18 protein-coding genes are annotated in these 18,138 nt (G+C 60.1%); 8 read left to right on the forward strand and 10 right to left on the reverse strand.

Annotated elements, in window-relative coordinates; all coding sequences use genetic code 11:
- Positions 1-95: 95 nt before the first annotated feature.
- The gene (locus tag ACW9HW_RS04935) at positions 96-1,109 is read right to left on the reverse strand and encodes an AraC family transcriptional regulator (protein WP_457398758.1); all 1,014 of its coding nucleotides are present in this window, start codon (positions 1,107-1,109) and stop codon (positions 96-98) included.
- Between the two features lie 339 nt (positions 1,110-1,448).
- Between ACW9HW_RS04935 and ACW9HW_RS04940 the strand changes: the two genes are divergently transcribed.
- Together ACW9HW_RS04940 and ACW9HW_RS04945 are read left to right on the forward strand one after the other, a co-directional pair.
- The gene (locus ACW9HW_RS04940; RefSeq protein ID WP_095195789.1) at positions 1,449-2,780 is read left to right on the forward strand and encodes a dicarboxylate/amino acid:cation symporter; all 1,332 of its coding nucleotides are present in this window, start codon (positions 1,449-1,451) and stop codon (positions 2,778-2,780) included.
- A 143-nt stretch (positions 2,781-2,923) separates the two neighbouring features.
- On the forward strand, positions 2,924-4,105 hold the full coding sequence (locus ACW9HW_RS04945; RefSeq protein WP_457398760.1) for a CaiB/BaiF CoA transferase family protein: 1,182 nt from the start codon (positions 2,924-2,926) through the stop codon (positions 4,103-4,105).
- Between the two features lie 120 nt (positions 4,106-4,225).
- On the opposite strand, the gene ACW9HW_RS04950 is transcribed toward ACW9HW_RS04945, so the two are convergent.
- Complete coding sequence (locus ACW9HW_RS04950; RefSeq protein WP_095195787.1) at positions 4,226-4,720, reverse strand: SprT family zinc-dependent metalloprotease; 495 nt, start codon at positions 4,718-4,720, stop codon at positions 4,226-4,228.
- A gap of 159 nt (positions 4,721-4,879) precedes the next feature.
- On the reverse strand, positions 4,880-5,482 hold the full coding sequence (locus tag ACW9HW_RS04955) for a Yip1 family protein (protein ID WP_095195786.1): 603 nt from the start codon (positions 5,480-5,482) through the stop codon (positions 4,880-4,882).
- A 278-nt stretch (positions 5,483-5,760) separates the two neighbouring features.
- Between ACW9HW_RS04955 and ttcA the strand changes: the two genes are divergently transcribed.
- Positions 5,761-6,585, forward strand: a complete 825-nt coding sequence (ttcA, locus tag ACW9HW_RS04960; RefSeq protein ID WP_047532261.1) for a tRNA 2-thiocytidine(32) synthetase TtcA — start codon at positions 5,761-5,763, stop codon at positions 6,583-6,585.
- A gap of 147 nt (positions 6,586-6,732) precedes the next feature.
- On the forward strand, positions 6,733-7,407 hold the full coding sequence (locus tag ACW9HW_RS04965) for a DNA-3-methyladenine glycosylase I (protein ID WP_095195785.1): 675 nt from the start codon (positions 6,733-6,735) through the stop codon (positions 7,405-7,407).
- A 99-nt stretch (positions 7,408-7,506) separates the two neighbouring features.
- Here ACW9HW_RS04965 and ACW9HW_RS04970 read toward each other — a convergent pair whose 3' ends face one another.
- From ACW9HW_RS04970 to arsC, 3 genes are read right to left on the reverse strand one after another with little or no spacing between them, the layout of a single operon-like run.
- Positions 7,507-7,932, reverse strand: a complete 426-nt coding sequence (locus tag ACW9HW_RS04970; protein WP_457398762.1) for a DUF2069 domain-containing protein — start codon at positions 7,930-7,932, stop codon at positions 7,507-7,509.
- 2 nt (positions 7,933-7,934) lie between these two features.
- Positions 7,935-8,531, reverse strand: a complete 597-nt coding sequence (gene wrbA, locus ACW9HW_RS04975) for an NAD(P)H:quinone oxidoreductase (RefSeq protein WP_095195783.1) — start codon at positions 8,529-8,531, stop codon at positions 7,935-7,937.
- Positions 8,528-8,881 (reverse strand): arsenate reductase (glutaredoxin), encoded by a 354-nt coding sequence (gene arsC / locus ACW9HW_RS04980; RefSeq protein WP_095195782.1) that lies wholly within the window; start codon positions 8,879-8,881, stop codon positions 8,528-8,530. Before arsC ends, wrbA begins: the two co-directional genes overlap by 4 nt.
- 114 nt (positions 8,882-8,995) lie before the next feature.
- On the opposite strand from arsC, the gene ACW9HW_RS04985 reads away from it, so the two are divergent.
- Positions 8,996-9,463, forward strand: coding sequence for a TlpA disulfide reductase family protein (locus tag ACW9HW_RS04985; RefSeq protein WP_095195781.1), 468 nt, complete (start codon positions 8,996-8,998; stop codon positions 9,461-9,463).
- 194 nt (positions 9,464-9,657) lie between these two features.
- Here ACW9HW_RS04985 and ACW9HW_RS04990 read toward each other — a convergent pair whose 3' ends face one another.
- The 4 genes from ACW9HW_RS04990 to ACW9HW_RS05005 form a co-directional block, all read right to left on the reverse strand.
- The gene (locus ACW9HW_RS04990) at positions 9,658-10,062 is read right to left on the reverse strand and encodes an META domain-containing protein (RefSeq protein ID WP_095195780.1); all 405 of its coding nucleotides are present in this window, start codon (positions 10,060-10,062) and stop codon (positions 9,658-9,660) included.
- Positions 10,062-10,496, reverse strand: a complete 435-nt coding sequence (locus ACW9HW_RS04995; protein ID WP_095195779.1) for a hypothetical protein — start codon at positions 10,494-10,496, stop codon at positions 10,062-10,064. Before ACW9HW_RS04995 ends, ACW9HW_RS04990 begins: the two co-directional genes overlap by 1 nt.
- A 77-nt stretch (positions 10,497-10,573) precedes the next feature.
- Positions 10,574-11,566: a 2-hydroxyacid dehydrogenase gene (locus ACW9HW_RS05000; RefSeq protein WP_457398765.1), complete on the reverse strand. Its 993-nt coding sequence runs from the start codon at positions 11,564-11,566 to the stop codon at positions 10,574-10,576.
- Positions 11,567-11,744: 178 nt separating this feature from the next.
- Positions 11,745-14,498, reverse strand: a complete 2,754-nt coding sequence (locus ACW9HW_RS05005; protein WP_457398767.1) for a response regulator — start codon at positions 14,496-14,498, stop codon at positions 11,745-11,747.
- A gap of 215 nt (positions 14,499-14,713) precedes the next feature.
- Here ACW9HW_RS05005 and ACW9HW_RS05010 point away from each other — a divergent pair, with 215 nt between their 5' ends.
- The 3 genes from ACW9HW_RS05010 (at position 14,714) to ACW9HW_RS05020 (ending at position 18,032) form a co-directional block, all read left to right on the forward strand.
- Positions 14,714-15,433 carry a response regulator transcription factor gene (locus tag ACW9HW_RS05010; RefSeq protein ID WP_457398769.1) on the forward strand — a complete coding sequence of 240 codons (720 nt, stop codon included), beginning with the start codon at positions 14,714-14,716 and terminating at the stop codon, positions 15,431-15,433.
- Positions 15,423-16,826, forward strand: coding sequence for a sensor histidine kinase (locus tag ACW9HW_RS05015; RefSeq protein WP_095195775.1), 1,404 nt, complete (start codon positions 15,423-15,425; stop codon positions 16,824-16,826). Before ACW9HW_RS05010 ends, ACW9HW_RS05015 begins: the two co-directional genes overlap by 11 nt.
- Before the next feature lie 183 nt (positions 16,827-17,009).
- Positions 17,010-18,032 carry a PDDEXK nuclease domain-containing protein gene (locus ACW9HW_RS05020; RefSeq protein WP_457398800.1) on the forward strand — a complete coding sequence of 341 codons (1,023 nt, stop codon included), beginning with the start codon at positions 17,010-17,012 and terminating at the stop codon, positions 18,030-18,032.
- Positions 18,033-18,138 lie beyond the last annotated feature (106 nt).

Consider the following 18,138-nt stretch of genomic DNA (forward strand, 5'->3'; position numbering starts at 1 on the left):
CACAGGGATCTCTGTGGACACATTATTTTTGAACAACAAAGAAACCTGTGGGAGCGGGCTTGCCCGCGATGGGGCCAGTCAATTTACCGCAAAACTCAGTTCTCCTGCGCGCGATAAGCCCCAGGTGTCAGCCCCGTCCACTTTTTGAACGCCCGATGAAACGCCGATGGCTCGGAGAACCCCAGTTGCTCGGCGATCTGCTGCAAGGGCAGATCGTTGCGGCTCAGGTGATAGATCGCAATGTCGCGGCGCAGATGGTCCTTCAACGCCTGAAAACTGGTGCCTTCCTCGCGCAGATGCCGACGCAGCGTCTGTGGGCTGATGTGCAGGTGCGCGGCCACGGCTTCCAAGTCCGGCCAGCGTGAGCTGTCGCGGCTGAGCAAGCGCCGCAACTGACTGCTCAGGCTGTGGCCGTCGTCCGGGCGCGACAGCAGGTTGGCGGGTGAGTGTTCAAGGAAATGCTTGAGGGTACGTTCGTCCTGCAGCAACGGCATGTTCAGGTATCGGCTGTGGAACAGCAGGCTGCTCTGTTCCGTCGCGCTCGTTGTTGTAGAAAAAACCAGCGGACAGGAAAACAATAAATCGTATTCAGCCCCGTGTTCCGGTCGTGGATAGCTGAACGTGGCCTGCTCCAGCCGTATGCGCTGGCCGATCAGCCAGCTGCCGAACCGGTGCCAGATCACCAACAGGCTTTCGGTGAGGAAATGATCCGGATCCCAGAGCTGCGAATCGTCCAGGCTCAGGCGGATCATGTCACCTTCATGCGTCAGAGTCAGGCACGGTGCATCAGGGAATAGGCTATAAAACAATAGGCCGCGGTTGAGCGCCTTATCCAGGCTGCGGCAGTGGATCACGGCATGGCACATCATCGCAAAGCTGCCCGGTTTGCTCGGCGCCTGGCCGAACCCCAGGTATTCGTCGCCCAGCGCCAGCCACAGTGCCTGGATCAGTCGGGTGAACTGCTCCGGCGCGATGCGCGCCCGCGGCTCGTCGAGCAACTCGGGGCTGATCCCCACTTGCTGCAGCAGCTGTGAATAGTCGTAGCCACGACGTTGCGCGCCACGCAAGGCAGCGCGGGCGAAATGACTGGCGATGGTGCGTTCGCGCATAACAGGCAAATCCGTCCATTGAACGACGGATGGTAGCTGCGGTTTGAAGCGATGAACAAGGCGGATATCCGCCAATTTACGGGATGGGTTTTGGTCGAGGGGCGGAAATCCGCCACTACGTTGTAACCGTTCGCGGGCATTGATAAACCTGCAACCCTTGATATCAAAAGGCTTGCAGGGGTTTTGCGCAAGGTGGCACGGGCTTTGCGATACAACGAGCAGATGTCTGCCGTCGCGCAGCTCGAAAAAACAAATCCCTCCAGTGCAGGAGGGTTCGCAAATGAGGTGTCGAGGGCAACAGATGGATGTTGTCGGCGCGCACTCTTGAGGAACTTTGCAATGACGACTCGTCAGCCACTGTACAAATCCCTGTATTTCCAGGTGATCGTTGCAATTGTCATCGGTATTTTGCTCGGTCACTACTATCCGCAGCTCGGTGTGGCGGTCAAGCCACTGGGTGACGGGTTCATCAAACTGATCAAAATGATCATCGCCCCGATCATCTTCTGCACCGTCGTCAGCGGTATCGCCGGCATGCAGAACATGAAGTCGGTCGGCAAGACCGGCGGTTACGCGCTGTTGTACTTCGAAATCGTTTCGACCATCGCTTTGATCGTCGGTCTGGTGGTGGTCAACATTGTGCAGCCGGGCGCCGGCATGCACATCGACGTGACCACGCTGGATGCCTCCAAAGTGGCTGCCTATGTCTCGGCCGGTGCTGATCAAAGCGTCGTGGGCTTCCTCCTCAACGTGATCCCGTCCACCATCGTCGGTGCGTTCGCCACGGGCGACATCCTGCAAGTGCTGATGTTCTCGGTGATCTTCGGTTTCGCCCTGCATCGCCTGGGTGCCTACGGCAAGCCGCTGCTGGACTTCATTGATCGCTTCGCCCACGTGATGTTCAACATCATCAACATGATCATGAAGCTCGCGCCGATCGGTGCCTTCGGTGCCATGGCCTTCACCATCGGTGCCTACGGTGTCGGCTCGCTGGTGCAACTGGGTCAGTTGATGGCCTGCTTCTACATCACTTGCCTGCTGTTCATCCTGATCGTGCTGGGCGGTATCGCTCGCGCTCACGGCTTCAGCGTACTGAAACTGATCCGTTACATCCGTGAAGAACTGCTGATCGTGCTGGGTACTTCTTCTTCGGAATCGGTACTGCCACGCATGCTGATCAAGATGGAGCGTCTGGGCGCGAAGAAATCCGTCGTGGGTCTGGTGATCCCGACCGGTTACTCGTTCAACCTCGACGGTACCGCGATCTACCTGACCATGGCGGCCGTGTTCATTGCCCAGGCCACTGACACTCACATGGACATCACGCACCAGCTCACTCTGTTGGTCGTGCTGCTGCTGTCGTCCAAAGGTGCCGCGGGTGTGACCGGTTCGGGCTTCATCGTACTGGCCGCCACCCTGTCCGCTGTTGGCCATCTGCCGGTTGCCGGCCTGGCGCTGATCCTCGGTATCGACCGCTTCATGTCCGAAGCACGTGCCCTGACCAACCTGATCGGTAACGCTGTTGCCACCGTGGTTGTTGCCAAGTGGGTCAAGGAACTGGACACCGACGTACTGCAAGCCGAGCTGGCCTCGGGCGGTCGTGGCATCTCTAACGAGCGTGAAGAAGACGACCTGGGTGTGGCCGAAGGCCAGGCCTCGAACGTCAAGTAAGACCTCGTGAATTGAAAAACCCGCTTCGGCGGGTTTTTTATTGCCTGCGACTTGAGCGTAACGGTCAGCGTCACTGGCGCATACGGTGATTGCTCCCGCGCGTTCGCCTGCCTAGTCTGGGGGCAACTTAGGGGGAGAATTTCATGCTCGGTCCACTGGCATCACTCAAGGTTCTGGATTTTTCGACACTGCTGCCGGGGCCGTTCGCCTCGTTGTTGCTGGCAGACATGGGCGCCGAGGTGCTGCGCATCGAATCGCCATCGCGCATGGACCTCGTTCGCGTGCTGCCACCCCACGATCAGGGCGTATCGGCCAGCCACGCCTATCTCAATCGCAACAAACGCAGCCTGGCCCTGGACCTCAAGCAGCCTGCGGCGCTGGAGGTGATCAAGCAGTTGCTCACGGAGTACGACATCGTGCTGGAGCAGTTCCGCCCCGGCGTCATGGAACGCCTGGGCCTGGGTTATGAAGCCTTGAAGGCGATCAATCCCAGGCTCATTTATGTGTCGATCACCGGCTACGGGCAGACCGGTCCTTACAAAGATCGCGCGGGCCATGACATCAACTACCTGGCGCTGGCCGGGCTGGCGAGCTACACCGGCCGCGTCGACAGTGGTCCGCTGCCCTTGGGCGCGCAGGTGGCGGATGTCGCCGGTGGTTCGCTGCATGGCGTCATCGGCCTGTTGGCGGCAGTGATTGCCCGGCAGCACACCGGACAGGGGCAGCATCTGGATGTGAGCATGACCGACTGCGCATTTAGCTTGAACGCCATGGCCGGTGCCGGGTACCTGGCGTGCGGCGTCGAGCCGGGGCGGGAAAACCAGATGCTCAATGGCGGCAGCTTCTACGATTATTACCGTTCGCGGGATGGGCGCTGGTTGTCGGTGGGCAGCCTGGAGCCGGGCTTCATGAAACAGCTGTGTGCGGCGTTGGGCGTGGAAGAATTGGCGAGCCTGGGGCTGTCAGCCCAACCGGCACAGCAGAAAAAGCTCAAGGACGCGCTGAGGGTTGAGTTCGAGAAGCATGACTTCACCGAGCTGTGCGCCTTATTCTCCGAGCTGGATGCCTGTGTCGAGCCGGTATTGAGTCTGGGGGAGGCGGTGCGGCATCCGCAGTTTCAGGCGCGCAAACTGGTGACAGATGTGCCGCGCGGTGATGGATCGACGCAGGCGCAGATGGCTTGCCCATTGAAGTTTTCCAATGGCTTGCCCGAGCCGAAGCATATTGGTTCGGCGCTGGGGGAGCATACGGATCAGGTGTTGGAGGCGTTGGGGTTCAGTGCTGCGCGGGTTGAAGAACTGCGGCGTGCCAAGGTAATTCTCTAGCGCCTGTCAGGCCGTCTTCGCGAGCAGGCTCGCTCCCACAAAGGATCCATGTCGCACTGGACAGCCCCTGTGGGAGCGAGCCTGCTCGCGAAGGGGCCAGCCCAAACACCACAAGTCCAACTACTCGACCCTCATCTCCCCACTGAATATCAACGTACTGCGACACCGCCGACACAAATATCGCCGCCCCTGTCGTACCAGGCCATGGCGCTGCGCTGAAAACGGGAAATCGCTGTCCGGGCAAGGGCATCTGTAGATATAGCGGGTCACGCTGCGGCGTTTGACGTCGTAGGTGTGGCATCGGTTCGGCGGCAGTTCGTACACGCCGCGCATGATCAATTGCCACTCTTCGCCATGGGGCTGGATACGGTCGCCGAACAGTTGATGGGCGATCAGGTGGGCGACTTCGTGAGCCACGGTTTGCTTGAGGAAGTCTTCGGTGTTTTCCCGGTACAACTGCGGGTTGAAGCGCAGCAGGTTCTCGTGCAAATGCGCGACACCGGCTTTTTGCCCGCGCAGCTTGAGGCTCACCACCGGGCGTTTGAAAGGTCGTTTGAAAAAGGATTCAGCTTGTTGGAAACAGTCTTCGACGCGGGTATTGAGTTGCTCGGGCATGCTTGATGGATCTCCAGAGACGTCGAGTATGCCGCAACCCTCGGGCCTTGCGAATCGCTCAAGTGCCGAATGGTCGTTGCCGTTCCAGTTGCTCAAGCATTGAAAGGCCGCCTTGCGGCGGCCTGTGTTGGCAGATCTAGTTTTTTGGGTGGTGAGTTGCTAATTGGTATAGACCGGCCCCACGCCGAGTCCCCAGACAATCACGGTAAACGCCATGATGGCCACCAGCACCACCAGGCCTACCGCGAGCACCGAGCTTGAAAACAGGAATCCCTCGTCCGATGGAATGTTCATGAATGTCGGTAGCCCGACGTACAGCAGGTAGACGGTGTAGCAGATCGCCGCGGTGCCGACGATCATCCCCAGCCACAAGTGCGGATACAGCGCCGCTATGCCGCCAATGAACAGCGGAGTCGCGGTATAAGTCGCAAACGCGACGCAGCGGGCCAGGCTCGGGTTGGCGTCATAGGTGCGGGCCATCCAGTGGATGAATGCGCCCATGACCGCAACGCCGCCGAGCATTGCCAGGTACGACATGATCGACATCCAGAGTGCGCTTTCCATGGTCAGCATCACGGGCGCTCGATTGCCGATGACCCAACCGACCTGGGTCGTGCCGATAAACGCCGACACTGCAGGGATCGCCGCCAGAATCAGCGTGTGAGTCAGGTACATGTGGCTGATGCTTTCCTCCTGGTCGCCACGGATTTCTTTCCATTCCTGGTCAGGGTGGGTGAAGAGCCCCACTACGTGATGGATCATGCCAGTCACTCCTCTTGTTTTTACCGTCGCCCCCCAGTGGAGCGCCTACGGGCCAAATTGGCCAAGTCAGTAATAGGTCTGGTTATGTCTGCGACCTTATGACGCAGTATAGGAAGGAGTTAACCCTACAGGTGGTAGGGCTTAGAGCAAATTGCGCTGTAAAGCGCTGGCTTAATCGCACTTGTGTCTGTAAGGCAGCAATCTGTCAGGACGCTTCGCCCCCGAAGGGTTTTTGCGTAAAATGCCCGCCTTTCGTCACACCTCACGGATTTCGCGTCATGGGCACTCTTACGGTCAACCAGAACAAACTGCAAAAGCGCCTTCGCCGCCAGGCCGGTGAGGCTGTCGCCGACTTCAACATGATTGAAGACGGCGATAAGGTCATGGTCTGCCTGTCCGGAGGCAAAGACAGCTACACCATGCTTGATGTGCTGATGCACTTGCAGAAGGTCGCACCGATCAAGTTCGAGATCGTGGCCGTGAACATGGACCAGAAACAGCCAGGCTTTCCGGAGCACGTGCTGCCGGCCTACCTCAAGGAACTGGGCATCGAGTACCACATCGTCGAGAAAGACACCTACTCGGTGGTCAAGGAGCTGATTCCCGAAGGCAAGACCACCTGTTCGCTGTGCTCGCGCCTGCGTCGCGGTACGCTCTACACCTTCGCCGACGAAATCGGCGCGACCAAGATGGCGCTCGGTCACCATCGCGACGACATCGTCGAGACCTTCTTCCTGAACATGTTCTTCAACGGTTCGCTCAAGGCCATGCCGCCGAAACTGCGCGCCGACGATGGTCGCAACGTGGTGATCCGCCCGCTGGCCTACTGCAACGAGAAAGACATCCAGGCCTATTCGGACCTCAAGCAATTCCCGATCATCCCGTGCAACCTCTGCGGTTCCCAGGAAAACCTGCAACGTCAGGTGGTCAAGGAAATGCTGCAAGACTGGGAACGCAAGACCCCTGGCCGTACCGAGAGCATTTTCCGCAGCCTGCAGAATGTGATTCCGTCGCAATTGGCCGACCGCAATCTGTTCGACTTCACCAACCTGAAGATCGACGAGACGGCGGCTTCGCGCTTCGTCAACGTAGTGAACCTTTAAGCAAGATTAAATGTGGGAGCGAGCCTGCTCGCGAAGGCGTGGTGTCAGCCGACATCAATGTTGAATGACACACCGCCTTCGCGAGCAGGCTCGCTCCCACAGGTTTTTTGTTCACAGGTATAGGTTTTTAGTTTCCCGGGAGAGGGCATGCGCGACTACAAGTGGCTGAACGAATACTGCTTGAACCGCTTCGGTTCGGCGGCTGAACTGGAAGCCCATCTGCCCGTTCCCAAGACGGCGGCGCAATTGCGCGACATTACCGACGATCGCTACCTGTCGACCATGGCGCTGCGCGTGTTTCGCGCGGGTCTCAAGCACAGCCTGGTGGACGCCAAGTGGCCGGCTTTCGAGGAAGTGTTCTTCAAGTTCGACCCGGAGAAAGTCGTGCTGATGAGTGCCGAACACCTGGAGCGCCTGATGCAGGACGCGCGGATCATCCGCCATCTGGGCAAGCTCAAGAGCGTACCGCGTAACGCGCAGTTCGTGCTGGACGTGGCCCATGAACAGGGCAGCTTCGGCGCGATGATCGCCGATTGGCCGGTGACCGATATCGTCGGGTTGTGGACCTTGCTGAAGAAGCGTGGCCATCAATTGGGCGGCCTGTCGGCTCCGCGTTTTCTGCGGATGGTCGGCAAGGACACCTTCGTGCCGAGTTATGACGTGGTGGCGGCGTTGAATGCACAGGACATCATCGACAAGGTGCCGAGCAGTCTGCGCGACCTGGCGTTGGTGCAGGACGTGTTCAACCAGTGGCATGCAGAAAGTGGCGGACGGCCCATGAGCCAGATCTCGATGATGCTCGCGTATACAGTGAATCATTGAGACCGAGTAGGTCCAATCGCCAGCAGGCTGGCTCCCACAGGGGACTTGTGTACGGCACAGATCCAATGTGGGAGCGAGCCTGCTCGCGAAAGCGGTGTGTCAGGCGACGGAGATTTCGCCTTCGCCCGCCAATTTGCGATTCAACTGATACCGCCACCGCACGTACAACAGCGCCGAGCAGAACACCGCCAGGCTTGCCCCCATTTCCAGCAAACCGAACATCTGCCGGTTCGGGTCATACGCGGCCAGTGCGCCCTTGATGAAATACAGGTTCACCACAAAACACATCCACGAATGCCCGCGCGGGCTGCCGATGATCATGCCAGGTGCCAGCAACAGCAACGGCACCAGCTCGATCAGCAAAATCACCCATGGCCGGGCGCCGTGCAGGTCGGCCAACAGCAGGTAGTAGATACACAGCAAGCCCACCAGGCCGAAAAAACACAGCAGACTGATGACGCGCATGGCCCGGACACGGGGTTCAAGCCATTCGATGGCGGGCAGGATCTTCGGCTTCTTGGCCACTCTCAACCCTCCAGTTTCTGCGCCGTTTTGGCCAGGCGCATGCCCAGTGCGCGGCACAGCGCCACTTCATGGGCATCCAGACCGCTTTTGCCATCGGCACCGGCGTGGTGGCTGGCGCCATAAGGCGTGCCGCCACCCTGGGTTTCCAGGAGCGCGGACTCACTGTAGGGCAGGCCGGTGATCAACATGCCGTGGTGCAGCAGCGGCAACATCATCGACAGCAACGTGGTCTCCTGGCCGCCGTGCAGGCTCGCGGTGGAAGTGAACACGCCGGCCGGTTTGCCCACCAGGGCGCCGGTCAGCCACAGGTTGCTGGTGCCGTCGAGGAAATACTTGAGTGGCGCCGCCATGTTGCCGAAGCGGGTCGGACTGCCCAGGGCCAGGCCAGCGCAGTTTTTCAGGTCGTCGAGGCTGGCGTAGAGCGCGCCTTCTTCCGGAATATCCGGCGCCACGGCTTCGCATTCAGTGGAAATCGCCGGCACGGTGCGCAAGCGCGCTTCAAGCCCCGCCTGTTCCACGCCACGGGCAATCTGCCGGGCCATTTCATTGGTTGCGCCGCTGCGGCTGTAATACAGCACCAGAATGTACGGCGCGCTCACGGCAACAGCTCCAGGATTTGCTCCGGTGGACGACCGATGACGGCTTTGTCGCCGACTTCGAGAATCGGTCGCTCCATGAGTTTCGGGTGAGCGGCGATGGCGGCGATCAATTGCGCCTCGCTCAGGCTGCTGTCGGCCAGGTTGAGGGTTTTGTACTCGTCCTCGCCAGTGCGCAGCAATTGTCGGGCGCTGATGCCCAGCTTGGTCAGCAGGCTCTGGATTTGCTTGGCGTCCAGCGGGGTTTCCAGGTAGCGGACCACGGTCGGCGTCAGGCCACGGACTTCGAGCAGTTCGAGCGCACCGCGGGATTTCGAGCAGCGCGGGTTGTGATAAAGCGTCAGATCGGTCATGAGCGGGTCGCATCTTGCGTAAGGTGGCGGCTATTCTAACTGTGCAGCGCGTAATCCAGAACCTCGGGAGGCGATGGGTCGCAGGCGCATTCAATTTTTGACAAGGAACACGACATGACTAGGCGACTGGCAGCGGCATTGACGATCATCGGGACGTTGATGCTGGGGGGCTGCGGTAACGACTACGGGATCGATCAGAGTGGACAGAAAGTCGCTGCCGAGCGTCTGGACAAACAATGGCTGGTGCTCAATTACTGGGCCGAATGGTGCGGCCCGTGCCGGACCGAGATCCCGGAATTGAACGCGTTGGCCGAGCAGCTCAAGGACAGGAAAATCGGTGTGTTCGGGGTCAACTTCGACAATGTGCAGGGCCAAGAGCTGAAAAGCGCCAGCGAGAAGCTCGGGATCAAGTTCACCGTGTTGGCGCAGGACCCTGCCGAGCTGTTCGAACTGCCGCGCAGTGAGGCGTTGCCGGTAACCTACATCATCGATAACAAGGGCAAGGTGCGGGAACAGTTGATGGGCGAGCAGACAGCGGCGGGGGTGATGGCGAAGCTGGAGGCGTTGCAGGCTAAAAACTGATCAGGATGCTGGTCTATGGCTTAGAGTTTTTTGTGGCGAGGGAGCTTGCTCCCGCTCGGTTGCGGAGCAATCGTAAAACCAGTGCATGTGGTGTATCTGTCGAAACGAGTTGGCCGGGTTTAGGGCTGCTTCGCAGCCCGGCGGGAGCAAGCTCCCTCGCCACAGTCATTTGCCAGGAGGCAGAGGAGGGTCAATCAACCCTCTTCAAGCCACCAGCGCAGCGGCTTGCCTTCAGCCGGCCAGAAGCGCATCTGGTCGATCGATGAAACGTCCCAGCGCTGCACGTTTTCCAGGGCCTGGAGGAAGCGTTTTTCCTGCTCCATCAGTGCTGGGGCGCAGAGTTTGCGGGTGCTGCCGATCTTGCCGAAGCTCAGCTTGTTACCTTCCAGGGTATATGGCGCAAACCAATGGTTGCAGCCGCCGCTACCGTAGGCGCGACCGTCCTCATCGAGCGTGATGGTCAGGTGGCTGTAATCCATCAACGGCCGTTCGCCGATCCACTCCAGGATGTAGCTGCGGTTTTGTTGCAATTGCACAGGCTCGGCGGCGCAACCCAGCAGGCTTGCACCGACCATGCCGGCCAGAGCGAGGCGTTTCATCACGCGGGCTCCTGGCATTTCGGGCACAGGTGTTTCTCGCCGACGGTGCTCCAGCCCAACTCGGTAATCCGCGCGGTGGCGGCAGGCTTTTCGGCCTTGTTGCCCAGTTTGGCGTCGACCGCGAACTCGAAGCTCAGCTCCTTGGCGCAGTTGTCGCAGTTCACTTTCCACGTATGGATCGCCAGTTCGCCGAACACCGGACCACTGGCCACCGCGACCCATTGGCCGGGCGGATTGATCAAGTGGCGAACCGTTTCGACGGTCAGGCGCATGGACAAGTCCTTGGCGCCCTTGAGGGTCACGACCAGCACGTCATTGTTGCGAATCGAGCCGCCGTTGCCGGTGACTTGATAACGCCCCGGTACCAGGGCGCGGCATTCGGTGAGGGTGTGTTGCGGGTTCATCAGGCTGTAGCGGAAATCGTGTTCGACCATGGGTCCTCCAAATATGCGCGATATGCTAGCACGGGCATACGCGCAGCATGGCGCGGGCAGATGACCTTCGATCAGGTTCAGTCGTCCGTTACACGATTCTCGGGGGTGCCCGCCATCCAGGCCGCGATATTGCGCAAGGTGGTGGTGGCAATCGCGCCGAGGGCTTCGCGGGTCAGGAAGGCCTGGTGTGCGGTGACGATCACGTTAGGAAAGGTCAGCAGGCGTGCCAGTACATCGTCCTGCAGCGGCAGGTCGGAACGGTCTTCAAAGAATAGCTGTGCTTCCTCTTCATACACATCCAGTCCCAGATAACCCAGCCGACCTTCCTTCAATGCGTCGATCAGCGCAGGCGTGTCCACCAGGCCGCCGCGGCCGGTGTTGATCAACATCGCACCCGGTTGCATGTGCGCCAGCGATTCGCGGTTGATCAAATGTTTGCTCTGTTCGTTGAGCGGACAGTGCAGGCTGATGATCTGCGATTCGGCCAGCAACTGCGGCAAGCTCAGATAGTGCGCACCCAGGGCTTCGACCTGCGGGTTCGGGTAAGGATCGTAGGCCAGCAACCGGCAACCGAATCCGTTCATGATTTTGGCGAAGGTCGCACCGATCTGCCCGGTGCCGACCACGCCGACGGTCTTGCCCACCAAGTCGAAACCGGTCAGGCCATGCAAACTGAAATCGCCTTCGCGGGTACGGTTGTAGGCGCGGTGCAAGCGGCGGTTCAGCGCCAGGATCAGCGCCACCGCGTGCTCGGCCACGGCGTGGGGCGAGTAGGCCGGGACGCGCACAACCGCCAGCCCCAGGCGTTTCGCTGCCGCCAGGTCGACATGGTTGTAACCGGCCGAGCGCAGGGCGATCAGGCGCGTGCCGCCGGCCGCCAGGCGTTCGAGTACCGGGGCGCCGAGGTCGTCATTGATGAAGGCGCAGACCACCTCGTGATGCTCCGCCAACGCCGCCGTATCCAGGCTCAGTCGCGCCGTTTGAAAGTGCAGTTCAATGCCGGCCGGCAGGTCGGCGGCAAGGAAACTGTCGCGGTCGTAGCTCTGGCTGCTGAAAAGTATCGTGCGCATGCGGTCCTCCTGGCAATTAAATCTTCAAGGCTTTCCCCCAACCCTGTGGGAGCTGGCTTGCCAGCGAAGAGGCGCTTAAATCTTGTGTTGTTCTTGAGGGTGCCTTCGCTGGCAAGCCAGCTCCCACAGGGATGAGGGTGAGCTTAGCGCCTGGTACTCACAGCGTCATTGCGCCATATCAAGCATTGATACGCGCCTGGGCGGCCAGGCGATTGATCGCCCGGTCGAGTTCTTCGAGGGCGCCGAAGGCTTTCGGGTCCTGCTGCTTGAGCAGGGTTTCGCTGCGTTGGCAGGCAGCGCGCAATTGCGGTACGCCGCAATAGCGGGTGGCGCCATGCAGGCGATGAACCCGTTCGATCAGGGCATTGTGGTCGTGGCTTTCCTGCGCCTGGCGGATCGCTTCGCGGTCGGCCTCCAGCGATGCCAGCAACATCGCCAACATGTCCGCCGCCAGATCGGCCTTGCCGGCCGCCAGGCGCAAACCTTCTTCGTGATCCAGCACCTGCAGTTCGTAGGCGCCGCCGTGGCTTTCGCCGGAGCGCTCCGGACCCTGGTTGCGCAGCGCCAGGCCGCTCCATTTCAATACCACCTGGGCCAGTTGCCGCTCGCTGATCGGCTTGGTCAGGTAGTCGTCCATGCCACTCTGCAACAGCGCACGTTTTTCGTTGGCCATGGCGTGGGCGGTGAGGGCGACGATCGGCAGCGGCGTGCAATGCCGTTCGCTTTCCCACTGGCGGATGGCTTCGGTGCTCTGGCGTCCGTCCATACCGGGCATCTGCACGTCCATCAGCACCAGGTCGAAGGTCTCGCTCTGTACCGCCCTGACAGCTGCGTAACCGCTTTCCACTGCAAGTACTTTGGCCCCCATGTCTTCGAGCAGGGTTTGTACCAGCAGCAGGTTGGCCGGGTTGTCGTCGACGCACAGCACTTTCGGTGCGCGGCTCGAGACCGGTTCACCGGGTTCGTTGCGGGGCTGGCGCGGGTTGACCAGATCGGACAGCGCCCGCCGCAATTTGCGCGTGCAGGCCGGTTTCGCCTGGAGCTGGCTGTGAGGGTTGGGCACCGAAAGGTGGAACAGCGTCTGTTCCGTGGTCGGGCACAGCACCAGCACTTTGCAGCCCAGGTGTTCGAGGTCCCAGATGTACTGGTTGAGGCGCTCCGGCGGCATGTCGTTACTGGTGACACCCAGCACCGCGAGGTCGATCGCCTGATCGGTCTGATGGGCGACGGTCACGCCGTTGGTCAGGCTTTCCAGGTTAGTGAACGGGGTGACAGCCAGGCCGCAGTCCTCCAATTGGTGCTGCAGCGCCTGGCGCGCCAGTTCGTGGTTTTCCAGCACCGCCACGCGGCGCCCGGACAACGGCGGACCGGGCAGGTCTTCAGTATCGTCGCGGGTTTTGGGCAGGCTCAGGCTGATCCAGAACTCCGAACCTTCGCCCGGCGTGCTGTCGACACCAATCTCACCGCCCATTTGTTCGATCAACCGTTTGGAAATCACCAGCCCCAGACCTGTGCCGCCGGGTTGCCGGGACAGCGAGTTGTCGGCCTGGCTGAATGCCTGGAACAGCGCGCGCACGTCCTGGTTCGACAGGCCGATGCCGGTGTCCTGGATGCTGATGCGCAGTTGCACGCTGTCTTCGTGTTCTTCTTCGAGCATGGCACGGGCAACGATGGTGCCTTCGCGGGTGAACTTGATGGCGTTGCTGACCAGGTTGGTGAGGATCTGTTTGAGCCGCAGCGGATCACCCACCAGCGACAGTGGCGTGTCGCGGTAAACCAGGCTCACCAGTTCCAGCTGTTTGGCGTGAGCGGCCGGGGCGAGGATGGTCAGCGTGTCTTGCAGCAGGTCGCGCAGGTTGAACGGAATATGATCGAGCACCAGTTTGCCGGCCTCGATTTTCGAGAAGTCGAGAATCTCGTTGATGATTCCCAGCAGGCTGTCGGCGGACTTTTCGATGGTGCCCAGGTAGTCGAGCTGGCGCGGGGTCAGCTCGCTTTTCTGCAGCAGGTGGGTGAAGCCGAGAATGCCATTGAGCGGCGTGCGGATTTCGTGGCTCATGTTGGCGAGGAATTCGGACTTGATCCGGCTCGCCTCCAGGGCTTCCTTGCGCGCCAGATCGAGCTCGATGTTCTGGATCTCGATGGTTTCCAGGTTCTGGCGTACATCTTCAGTGGCCTGGTCGATGCTGTGCTGCAATTCTTCCTGGGCGTTCTGCAAGGTGCCAGCCATGCGGTTGATGCCGGACGCCAGTTCATCCAGTTCCTGGCTGCCGAGGGGCGGCAGGCGGGTTTCCAGATGGCCGTCCTTGAGCTGTGCCACGGCTTGTTTGATCTGGCTCAAGGGGCGATTGATCGTGCGACCCATGCGCAACGCCAGCAGCGCCGCGCCCCCCAAACCTGCGAAGATCATCAGCAGGCTGGCGAACAGGCTGCGGTAACCGCGCAGCAGCATGCCGTTGTGGGACAGTTCGAGTTCGACCCAGCCCAGCAGGCGGTCGGCTTCATCGGGAATCACATCGCCCGCCAGATTGCGGTGTTTACCGAACACCGGCAGCAAATAACGCGTTGCATCATTGCCACTGCGGCGCAGCATCTGCGAGCCATCGCCCAGTGGCGCCTGATTGAGCATGATGGGGCCGGCGTGGGCGAGCAGCGAGCGGTCCGGTGCGAGGAAGGTCACGGCACGCACGTCCTGTTGTTCCAGGGACTCGGTGGCAATCCGCTCCAGCAGCTCGTTATTTTTGTGCCCCATGGCCGGCGCCACCAGCGGCGCGAGCTGCTCGGCGATCATTTCGCCGCGTTGCATGAGTTGGGCTTGCAGGTCGGATTGCTGCATCCAGGTAAAATAGCCGCCCAGGACCAACGCCATCAGGCTGGTCGGCAACAGGGTCAGCAACAGCACGCGGCCTTTAATTCCCAGTTTCTTGAGCACGCATCTCTCCTGCTTCCAGCGATCGATAGACCTGCACATGCGTCCCGCACGCGCCACTTGCGCAGTGTAGCGATTTGCAGGCAGGCAATCCTCGTAAAATTGAAGTCGTCATTCGTCGGTCGGTTCGACACTTTTGCGCGCAGGACACCCCCCTGGGTTGCCCTGTGCCGCGCAATCTTGAATAATTATCAACTGAGAATTATTTGCAGATACTCATGACTCCCATCACTGCCGACCATCCCCGTATCCTCTCCATCGAAGACGACCTCGTGCTCGGTGCCTATGTGCATGAGCATCTGGGGCGTAGCGGCTTTCAGGTGACCTGGTGCCAGAATGGACAGGAAGGCCTGGACGCTGCCCGTCGGCAAGCCTTCGATGTGGTGCTGATGGACATCCTGCTACCTGGCCTGGATGGGCTTTCTGTGTTGACGCAACTGCGCCAGAGCCATTCCACCCCGGTGCTGCTGATGTCGGCGCTTGGGGCCGAGGCGGATCGCATCAGCGGTTTTCGCCTGGGGGCCGATGATTACCTGCCCAAGCCTTTCAGCATGGTCGAGTTGCGGGTGCGCATCGAAGCGATTCTGCGTCGGGTGGCGCTGGATCGTCGGCCGACGCCGGTGGCCGTTGCTCAGGCGGCGGACAGTCTGCGTTTCGACGATGAGCTGTTCGAGGTTTTCTATGGCGAGCAGGCGGCCGGGCTGACCCGCAGTGAGTATCGGCTGCTGGAAACCCTGAACCGCAACGGCGATGAAGTGTTGAGCAAAGCCTTCCTTTATCAGCATGTGTTGCAGCGTGGCTACGCGGCCCACGACCGTAGCCTGGACATGCACATCAGCCAGATCCGTCGCAAGCTCAAGGCCATCGGCTATACCGAACGCGAAGTGCGCACGGTGTGGGGCAAGGGTTACATCCTGAGTGCCGGCGATGAAATGTAAGCTGCCGGGGCGGCATTCGCTGTTCTGGAAACTGGCCTGTCTGCTGGTGGCGTTCTGTCTGCTGATGATCTGGCTGAGCTGGTCCTGGGGGCGCTACATGGAGCAGCGCAACCAGTTCCTGTCGGATGAAGCGCGCGGCACCCTGACGCGCTATGCCGCCGAGGCCGAGCAAGCGTGGCGGCAGCGCCAGCAGGAGGGCGTCGATAACTGGCTGCAGAGCATGTACCAACGCGAAACGGGTTGGGTGGGTGTCATTGGTGGTGATTTACAGTCGTTGAGCAGCTATACGCTGACGGACAGGGAAATCGAGCGACTGACCTTTCTTCGGGGTCTGGATTGGCCCATCCACAAAAAAGGCCGGCCATGGATGCGTGTACCGTTTCCGGGTGACTCGTCTGCCGGCAGCCTGGTGATCGAGCTGCCCGAACGTTTTGTACCCGGGCGCTATCGGGTGTTCTGGCGCGTGATCACCAACGGTGTGATTCCAGGGCTGTTCACCTTGTTGCTCTGTGTCGGCCTCTATCGTTTGCTGGTGGTACCGCTTAACCACCTGCGCGCCCAGGCCAACGCCTGGCGCGCCGATCAGTTGAATGTGCGGTTGTCGCGTCGTACCACCAACCGTTCCGACGAATTGGGCGAACTGGGCAGGGCGTTCGATCACATGTCCGAGCGCCTGCAAAGCACCGTGGCGTTGCAACAGCAACTGCTGCGCGACTTGTCCCACGAGTTGCGCACGCCGCTGAGTCGCCTGCGGGTGGCCAGTGAAAGCGAGCAGGGGCTGGACGCCTTGCGCGAACGTATTGGCCGTGAGGTCGATGGGATGCAGCGGCTCGTCGAAGACACGCTGCAACTGGCCTGGCTCGACACCGAGCGCACCCGTTTGCCCGACGAAGCGATCCAGGTCCAGGCCCTGTGGGAAATGCTCACCGAAAATGCGTGTTATGAAAGTTGCTGGCCGCAAGGGCAGTTGCAGTGCTCGGTGGATTCCTCCTGCTGGGTGCGCGGCCATCTCAATACCCTGGCCCAGGCCCTGGAAAACATGCTGCGCAACGCGATTCGACATTCACCCGAAGGTGGTGTGGTCACGCTGGGTGGTCGACGTGATGGCAAATACTGGCATTTGTGGCTGGAAGATCAGGGCGGCGGTGTGGCGGAAGCTGATCTGGAGCGGATTTTCCTGCCCTTCACCCGTCTTGATGGCTCACGGCCGGGGGATGGTGGATTTGGCTTGGGCTTGAGCATTGCGAGGAATGCGGTGCAGCGTCAGGGCGGCAGGCTTTGGGCTGAAAACACCGGGAGCGGGTTGCGGATGAATATGCGGTTGGTGGCGCAGGGCGCCTTCGCGAGCAGGCTCGCTCCCACCCTGGACATTGATTGCCCGCAGATTACGTGACCGACCCCGATCCCGGCGGGAGCGAGCCTGCTCGCGAAGATGGCCCACCCAACAACGACCGTTCTGATTTTGCCAGAGCGTTCCCGAGATTCTGTACGACTTTTCCCAAAGGGTATCACCGGTCATTTCAAACATCCTTGGCGGTTTAAGCTCACGCTTTTACTCATGTTCAAGGAGTCATGCATGACTGTACCCCAGGCGCCCGGTAGCAGAACCGACGACCGTTTCAATGAAGTACTTGCACTGATTCAAAGCGCCAGACGACAGGCCATGCAGGCGGTGAATACGCAACTGATCGAGTTGTACTGGCAGGTTGGTGCTTATATCAGCCGTAAGCTCGAGAAAGCCGAATGGGGCGATTCCGTGGTCGGTCAACTGGCCGAGCATCTGGCTCAGACGCAGCCAGGATTGCGTGGCTTCACCCGGCGCAATCTGTTCCGGATGCGGCAGTTTTATGAGGCTTATCAGGGCAATGAAAAAGTGTCAGCACTGCTGACACAATTACCCTGGACCCACAATCTGCTCATTCTGACTCAGAGCAAACGTCCACAAGAACGCGAGTTCTATTTGCGTCTGGCCGTGCAGGAAAAGTGGTCGACGCGTGAATTGGAGCGTCAGCTCAAAGCTGCGCTGTTTGAACGCAGCGTGACTCAGCCGGCCAAAGTCTCCGCAGCACTCAAACAAACGCAGCCCTCAGCACTTGAGATATTCCGTGACGCCTACATGGTCGAGTTTCTCGACCTGCCCGGCGCCCACTCCGAAACTGACTTGCATCAGGGCTTGCTGGCGCGTCTCAAGGAGTTTTTGATCGAGCTTGGCCGCGATTTCTGCTTTGTCGGCTCCCAATACCCGTTACAAGTCGGCGGGCGTGATTTTGCGCTGGACTTGTTGTTCTTCCACCGCGGTCTCAACTGCCTGGTGGCCATCGAGCTCAAGGTCGGACGCTTCGAACCGGAGTATTTGGGCAAGTTAGGCTTCTATCTTGAAGCCCTGGATCGCGAAGAACGCAAACCTCATGAAAACCCTGCAATCGGTGTCTTGCTCTGTGCCAGCAAGGAGGATGAAGTTGTCGAGTACGCCCTTAACCGCAGCCTGTCGCCAGCGCTGATTGCGGAGTATCAGGTCCAGCTGCCGGATAAACAGTTGTTGCAGGCCAAGCTGCATGAGTTCTATGCCTTGAATGTCACACAAACGGAAGAGGGCTGAATCAGTCGCTTATTCCCATAAACCATAAGCACCACACTTTGCGTGATATGGGCTTGCGAGGTTTGCCGGTATGATAGGCGCCCCCGCAGTCTGGATTGCGAATACG

This window comes from Pseudomonas sp. SDO5532_S415, from assembly GCF_054071155.1.